The organism is Stenotrophomonas maltophilia group sp. Smal13, assembly GCF_030236855.1.
Taxonomy (GTDB): Bacteria; Pseudomonadota; Gammaproteobacteria; order Xanthomonadales; family Xanthomonadaceae; genus Stenotrophomonas; species Stenotrophomonas maltophilia_A.
This window is the reverse complement of the sequence record NZ_JASJSQ010000053.1, coordinates 1-5,518: the sequence shown is the minus strand read 5'-3', so window position 1 is coordinate 5,518 and position 5,518 is coordinate 1. Positions and strand designations below refer to the sequence as shown.

At 64.2% G+C, this 5,518-nt stretch carries 6 protein-coding genes and 1 pseudogene; 6 read left to right on the top strand and 1 reads right to left on the bottom strand.

Translation table 11 applies throughout. From position 1 onward, the window contains the following. The 6 genes and pseudogenes from QRO95_RS16470 to QRO95_RS16445 form a co-directional block, all read left to right on the top strand. Positions 1-76 (top strand): annotated as a pseudogene (locus QRO95_RS16470) (DNA repair protein RadC); the annotation flags it as partial. Between the two features lie 259 nt (positions 77-335). Beyond that, positions 336-632, top strand: coding sequence for a hypothetical protein (locus QRO95_RS16465; RefSeq protein WP_049403041.1), 297 nt, complete (start codon positions 336-338; stop codon positions 630-632). Beyond that, entirely contained in the window at positions 625-1,080 is a 456-nt protein-coding gene (locus tag QRO95_RS16460; RefSeq protein WP_125892007.1) for a hypothetical protein, read from the top strand. The genes QRO95_RS16465 and QRO95_RS16460 overlap by 8 nt, the downstream gene beginning before the upstream one ends. 113 nt (positions 1,081-1,193) lie before the next feature. Then, positions 1,194-1,694 carry a spore coat protein U domain-containing protein gene (locus tag QRO95_RS16455; RefSeq protein ID WP_061478951.1) on the top strand — a complete coding sequence of 167 codons (501 nt, stop codon included), beginning with the start codon at positions 1,194-1,196 and terminating at the stop codon, positions 1,692-1,694. Between the two features lie 130 nt (positions 1,695-1,824). Next, on the top strand, positions 1,825-2,484 hold the full coding sequence (locus QRO95_RS16450) for a molecular chaperone (RefSeq protein ID WP_061478950.1): 660 nt from the start codon (positions 1,825-1,827) through the stop codon (positions 2,482-2,484). A 3-nt stretch (positions 2,485-2,487) separates the two neighbouring features. After that, a complete protein-coding gene (locus QRO95_RS16445; protein ID WP_061478949.1) occupies positions 2,488-4,683 on the top strand; it encodes a fimbria/pilus outer membrane usher protein in 2,196 nt (731 codons plus the stop codon). A gap of 7 nt (positions 4,684-4,690) precedes the next feature. On the opposite strand, the gene QRO95_RS16440 is transcribed toward QRO95_RS16445, so the two are convergent. Next, positions 4,691-5,410 (bottom strand): hypothetical protein, encoded by a 720-nt coding sequence (locus QRO95_RS16440; protein WP_049430732.1) that lies wholly within the window; start codon positions 5,408-5,410, stop codon positions 4,691-4,693. Positions 5,411-5,518 lie beyond the last annotated feature (108 nt).

Sequence of the window (5,518 nt, the reverse complement as noted above, 5' to 3'; positions counted from 1 at the left end):
CGACATTCGAGTGCTGGATCACCTTGTGATCGCGGGCACCTCGCACGTGTCGATGGCTTCACGAGGGTGGGTGTGACCACCCCCTTTAAAGCAAAGACCTGCGGCGGAAGCCGCCGGCGGCCGCTGCGCGCCGGCATCTGAAAAAGCATCCGCATGGATGGAAAGCACCAACGCCTTCGGCGCGATAAGTGATGTTAGGAAAAACTGCGGCCTTAGCGCCGCATTTTTTGCTTTTAGTCAAGATTTTGTCCACTAAGGCCGTGGACAAATTTCCAGGGCGATCTACCTTGAATTAAGGGGTAGGCAATGCCGCCGACCAAGCCAAGAGGTGTCACATGAGCGCAACCGTCACAACCAACGAAACCAAGATGATCGCGTTGGGATTGAATCCCGGCTTGATTGAAAATTATGCAGCGGTCTCCTTGGAGCCCGTCAGCTTTGAAGAGGACGACAGCCTGGGCTGGGCGACCACTTGGACCGCGGTTCATGCCGTCGAGCTCCACAACGGCGGGAAGGTCAACACTTACGGACGATCCTTCCACGTCCCCCAAGCCAAGCCCGGTTACAAACACCTGCTCAAGTGCTGGCGAGAAGAGCAGGGGCGGCGCGCAGAACTGGCTAATGATGGGTGACGTGACTCCTCCGATGAACGGTTATTGGGGAGACGGAGAGCTCGGAAAGAGTGAGAGGGCATCCGTGCTTCACGGCATCCATTTCGTCAGTCCCTCGGTGGGTGGCCCGCTCTTCAATACGGTGTGGCTTCCCACGCTTGCCGACTTGCGGGCGCTGCTCACTGACGCCGACCTTTGCAAAGCAGCCGAAACCGAGGTGAGGGCGTTCATTGACACGTTCGTGGACCCGTTGCCCCCTGAGCTCGACGAGGTCATTCACCAGCCATCGATAAAACAGATTTCCAGCTTGCCGGATGATTGCGGGATCGGCGTGGGCGTTTTTGTGACTGACGCGTTTGCGTTCGTCCTTCAGCGGATGATTCAGGAGGCAATGGCTCAGCACCGTGCGCGTGAGCTGGATGGGTTATGGAGACAGTCAGCGGCCGGTGGCAAACGAGCCAGGCTCTGACCGCTGGCTCAATGCCCACCCTTGCGCGTTTTCAGATTCGAGGTATCGGTAAGGGGATGGCCCATTCTGGGGCTACTCATCCCCACTCAATCCCTCTCAAGGAGACGATACCCATGACACGCAAGACCTTCCTTCGCGCCCTTCTGCCCATCGCCCTGGCTTCGCTTGCAGTGCCCGCGTTCGCCGCCGACACCACCGCGGACCTGACGATTCAGGGCACCTTGACCAACACCTGCCAGCTGTCCGTGACCTCCATCGAAGGCATGGACTGGTCGGGCATCTCCGAAGCTGCCGCCCGCACCTCCGGGCTGAGCATCGTGTGCAACGCGGGCACGACTTACTCCATTTCGCCGGGCCAGGGGCAGAACTTCGGCCTGCTGTCCGGGTATGGGACCTATCGGGCTGTGACCAACGGCGCCGGGGCTTACATCCCCTACGGTTTCTTCAAGGACCCGCAGGGAAGCCAAGTATGGGGGGATGACACCGACGCGTTCACCGGCGTTGGCGACGGCACCGTCCAGAGCTACAACTACGCGGTGCGCTTCCTGGCCCTCAAGCAGGCCGTGGGCGGCAACTACACCGACACGGTCACCGTCACCGCCACTTACAACTGATCCCCATCGGTTGTCCCGACGCCCCCGGCTTGCCCCGGGGGCTTTTTGTTGCCGAAAAGATGAGTAGGTATGGGTTGACGGAATGGTATTCCGATCTAGTTTGAATGGAGACGCCCCTAAAGGAGACCCCATGACCCATTCCCAACGTTTTTTGGCCGTGGCCGCCGCGTCCTTGCTGTCCTTTTCGGCGTCCGCCGGTTCCATCTCCGTCGGCCCCACCACCCTGATGGCCGATACCTCGGCCAAGCACGTCGCCGTGACCCTGCACAACAGCGGCGACGCGTCGGTGCGTTACCAGGTGAAAGCCGTGGGGTGGGATCAGGCCACAGGGCAGAACGTGTTTTCACCCACCACGGATATCGTGGGGGCGCCCACCTTCGTGGACGTCCCGCCCCAATCCAAGCGCACCGCCCGGTTGATGAGGGTGGGCGCGCTGGGCGAGCGGCGCTACTACCGCGTCCTGCTAATGCAGCTCAGGGCTCCCAACGTCCAAGGCGTCCAGTTGCTGGTCAACCAGGACTTGCCCGTGGCCTTTGAGGTCGCCAACGCGCCTGTCCCCCAGGTGACCGTCCAGGCGGTGCCCAAGGGCTACCGGCTGACCAACCACGGCCAGACCGCCGCCCGCGTGTCGTCCATCGGCCCGGCTGGTGGCAAGCCGTGGCGCGAGGGTGCGTTGGGTTGGACCCTGCCGGGGGCCTCAATGACCTACGAGGCCCAGCCCGGGCAGCGCGCTGAAAACCTTTCAATCACCGTCAACGGCCAGCCCGTCACCGTCCCTGTGGGGCGGTGATCCATGCGTGGCCACGCCTTGGCGTTGTTGTTGCTGGCTGCATCGTCGGCCAGCGCAGCGGTGCCCGAAGGCGTGGCACCCGCGTTCCTGGTGCCGGTGATCGGCGGCAAGGCCAAGGCGGATCCGCTCACGTTCTGGCAGCAAGGCGGTCAGTGGTTCGCCGAGCCGGCCACGTGGCGCGAGGTCGGACTCCAGCTTCCACCGGGTCAAACGGATCCGATGAGCGCCCAGGCGCTGGGCGTGGGCTTTGCCGTGGACGAGGCCAGCGCCACGGTCGCTCTGGACTTGCCGGCAGACCGGCTCAAAGCCCAGCGCGTGGCCCGTGTCCGCGCCGAGCGCGGCCCCATCGCGCCGCCCGCTCCCGGGGTGCTGGTGAACTACAGCGTGGCGGGCATGGTGTCCGAGCAACAGCAGGCGCTCTCCTTGGGGCACGAAGTCCGCAAGGCGGGCCGTTGGGGCGTTGTCAGCACCAGCGGGCAGGTCAACACCGACGCGTCGGGCACCGGCTACGTTCGCGGCGTGACGCGCTGGCAGAAAGACGATCCCAACCGCTTGGTGACTTACCAGGCCGGCGATGTGTTCGCTGGTCCGTCGTCCTCTCCGGTCAACCTGGCTGGGATGCGCGTGGCCAAGGACCCGCGGGCGTTGGACCCGTTGACGCCCACCTATCCCGTCCCGATGCTCGGTGGCGTGGCGCTCGATCCGGCCACGGTGGAAGTCCTGGCCAACCGCGCCCGTGTGCTGCAGGGCCAGGTGGGGAAGGGGCCGTTCACGGCCGATGGCAGCGCCTTGGGCACCGGTGCGCAGCAAACCCGAGTGGTGGTGCGAGACCCTTACGGCCGCGAAACCGTGGTGAGCGATCAGCGTTTCTACGTCGCCCCCACGTTGCTCCGCAAAGGGCTCACCACCTGGGAAGTCGCCGCCGGCCGTGTGCGCCAAGGGGAGAGCGATTATGGAGCGTTGGGCGCGACCGGGGCGGTGGCTTGGGGCCTCAATGACCGGTGGAGCCTGCGCGGCACCGCCCAAACCTCATCGAACGGTAAGGCCAACGTGGCGTTGGGGGCCACCACGGTGCTTGGCACCTACGGCACGCTGGATCTGGAAGTGGGCACGTCAACCCAAGGCGGCCAACGGCAGGCCATGGCTTACGACTACCGCGGCCCGGGGTTTGGCGTGCGCCTGGAGCACGAGCGCCAACAGGACTACTGGCGCCTGCGCGCCTCCAATGCGGTGGAGGTGGAGCAGCGCACCCGAGGCTCGGTCTTCTGGCGGCCCACGCCCCAGTGGTCCCTTCGGGCCAGCTATTCGGACGTGCGCACGCCACGCTTTCGCACCGCTTACGCCGACGCCGGGCTGACTTGGCGTGGCTACGGGCACACCGTGGCCGTCTCCGCGTTGCGCGATCTGGAGCGCAAGGAAACCCGGGTGGAGGTGGGCTACAGCTACGATTTCGGCCGGGGCAAGGGCGTGAGCGTTAGGGCCCGGCAAGCCCCCGATGCCACCGCTTGGGCCGTCCAAGGACGCGCCCGTCCCACGGTGTTGGGAACCCCTGTCGGCTTGTCTGCTTCGGTGGACGAGGGAGCGGCTGGCCAGACCGCCCGGGCCAACGCCAACTGGACCACCCGGGCAGGGTGGGCCCAGATCAACGCCGAGCACGGGCCCAGCGGCACCTGGGCTTCCGGTTCGATGGCCGGTGCCGTCCACCTGGACCGCCAGGGCGTGACGTTCCTAGGTCCGGCCGAATCCTTCGCCGTGGTGGACGTGCCCGGCCAAGCCGGGGTGCCGGTGAGGGTGGGCGGCAGATTGGTGGGGAAGACCAACGCCCAAGGCCGCCTGGTGGTGGGCGAGGTGACCCCGATGGTGCCCACGGAGGTCCGCGTAGACGATCGGGCGCTGCCACTGGGCACCCAATTGGCCGAGATCGAGCAAGCCGCCACCGCTGGCCGCCAAGCCGGCATGCACCTTACCTTCCCGGTCCTGACCGAGGCCGCGCGCACCTTCCGCCTCACTGGCTCGGCCATCGAAGCGGGCACGGTGGCCAAGACGGCGACCGAGACCACCCAGGTGGGCTATGACGGGGTGCTCTACCTGAAGCAGCCGCGCCCCGGCCAGACGGTGGAGGTGGAAGGGGTCTGCAAGGCCACGTTGCCCAGCAACTTGGGCAACGCGACGGTCGCTCTCGATCTGGATTGCAAGTAGAAATTTGTCAGGACGGCGTGCTAGCACTCCAGCGGTGATCGTTTCGGACCCCATCGGGCAATGGCCGAATCGATGGTGTGTATTTTCCAGACACGGCCGTTGCTTTGAGGGAATCGGACCAGCGCCACAGATCAATGAGGTCGCCGACGGTGCGCTCGGAAATGTCAGCGTCCGTTTCCCCCATTTCCTCTGAGTGCTTGTCCAGTCGTGACTGGATTCGTTTGAGGATCTCCAGCGCGTCTGCATACAGAACACTGCCTTGATAGCCCACGGAGTTGAAGGCCGTCTGGAGCTGGTGCAGCCGGCGATTGATCTTGTGGCCCTCTTCCTCAAGCTTTGCTAAGCAAGAGGCGGCGGCGACCCGTCCATCCTTTGGAGCTGGCTTGGTGAGTCTATGCTCCTGAAGAAGCCGTTCGTAATTTGCGTAACCGTTGATGGCGCCTTCAATGGCTTGGGTGATCTCACCCAAGATAGGCGCGATGAAGACTTTGGCTTCGGTGCGCTTTCGGCGCTCCTGCCAATTCGCGAGCCATGCACCAGCTCCAACTGCAAGGAACGAACCTACGGCCGGGCCGACAATGACGTTGGCAAGCTCTGGAACCTTGCTGTGTTGTGCTCCCATGAGAATACCTGCAATCAATGCAGTGACGACCAAGACGATCGCCCAAGGATTGATGGACAGCCATTCGGGCAAGCTGATCTTCTGCGAGTCTGTGTCATGAGCCATGCGGTTCCCCTTAATTTCCGTTTGAGAGCCTGCGCGTTGTCATCCCCTGCGCAGTTTTTACTACTCTAACCTCACTCGACCCCAAGCCGGGCGAGAGGCAGGTGCTCC